The organism is Lactobacillus sp. A27 (assembly GCF_016742815.1).
GTDB classification, from domain to species: Bacteria; Bacillota; Bacilli; order Lactobacillales; family Lactobacillaceae; genus Lactobacillus; species Lactobacillus gallinarum.
In genome coordinates this window covers 1-1198 of sequence record NZ_JAEHNT010000103.1, presented here as the reverse complement: position 1 = coordinate 1198, position 1198 = coordinate 1, and the positions used below count along the sequence as shown (strand labels likewise).

The following is a 1198-nucleotide window of genomic DNA, read 5'->3' as shown; positions in this document are numbered from 1 at the left end:
GCAGCGGAGAAGTATGCACGAACACACTTTAATCCAAATGTTAAAATCGATGGTGTGAAGGTTGGCAAATTAACTGTTGCTAAGGCAACTGCCAAAGTAAATAAAAAAGCTAAAAATCATGTGCAATTAAGAAATGAAAAATTGGTTTATAGCTATAATACGACCGCACCGACAATCGATGAGGCAGAAACTGAAGCACTGTTTAAAAAGCAACAAACTAAGACGCCTTCAGATCAAGCCTATAATTTTACTACTAAAAATTTAGCTACTGCTAAGAAGAAGTTGAATGCGTTAAAGAAGGCTGAATTGACTTACAAAATTAATGGCAAGAGTTATCAGTTAAAGGCCAAAGATCTTTTAAATGATGTCAGCTACCGAGATGGTAAATATCAATTTGGCGATACATCTAAATTAACTGAAAAATTAAACCAAATTGATAAAGAAGTTTCTACTTTGCATAAAAGCTATAAGTTTACGGTTCCTACTGGTAATAAGGTTAAGGGTAAGACAATTACCATTAAAAATAAGACCTGGGGCTGGGGCGTTTATGTTAAAAAGGCTCGTCGTTTGATCTTACAAGCTTTTGCAGATGGGAAAACCACTTTTGATGGTGCTGATGCAATTTATGGTTTAGGCTATAGTACTTACGCTCATGGTTACGGTAAGAGTAATCATGAAATCGGCAATACTTATGCAGTTGTTTCATTAAAGAAGCAAGAGGTTTGGCTTGTTAAAAAAGGTAAGTTAGCTGCACATTTGAATGATGTAGTTACTGGTACGATGGAAGGTAGTAAGGGTGATCAAACTCCACGTGGTGTTTGGTACATTCACTACAAGGAATCTCCAAGTACTTTGCGTGGTACCAATGACGATGGTTCAAGTTATGCTTCACCAGTTAAATACTGGATGCCATTTACTTTAAGTGGTTGTGGTTTCCATGATGCTAGTTGGAGAACTGATTGGAGTAAGAAGGCCTACTTAAGAGGTGGCTCACATGGCTGTGTCAATGTTAAGCCTAGCGAGATTAGAAAAGTTTGGAATAACATTTCTAAGAATGAACCAGTTATTATTTATGAATAATTGAGATAAAAATAAGACCTGCGGAATATCAAATCAATGTCATTAAGTTAAGACATTGACAATTAAGGGTGCTTTTTTAGAGATCGAATCATTTGGATTCGATCTCTTTTTTTGTATA

Annotated in this window: 1 protein-coding gene; it reads left to right on the top strand. The window is 35.8% G+C overall.

All coding sequences use genetic code 11. The features are described 5' to 3' along the window. Positions 1 to 1080 (top strand): L,D-transpeptidase family protein (locus tag JEM49_RS09290; protein WP_242509814.1); only part of this gene is annotated, 1080 nt, incomplete at its 5' end. Positions 1081 to 1198: the final 118 nt, after the last annotated feature.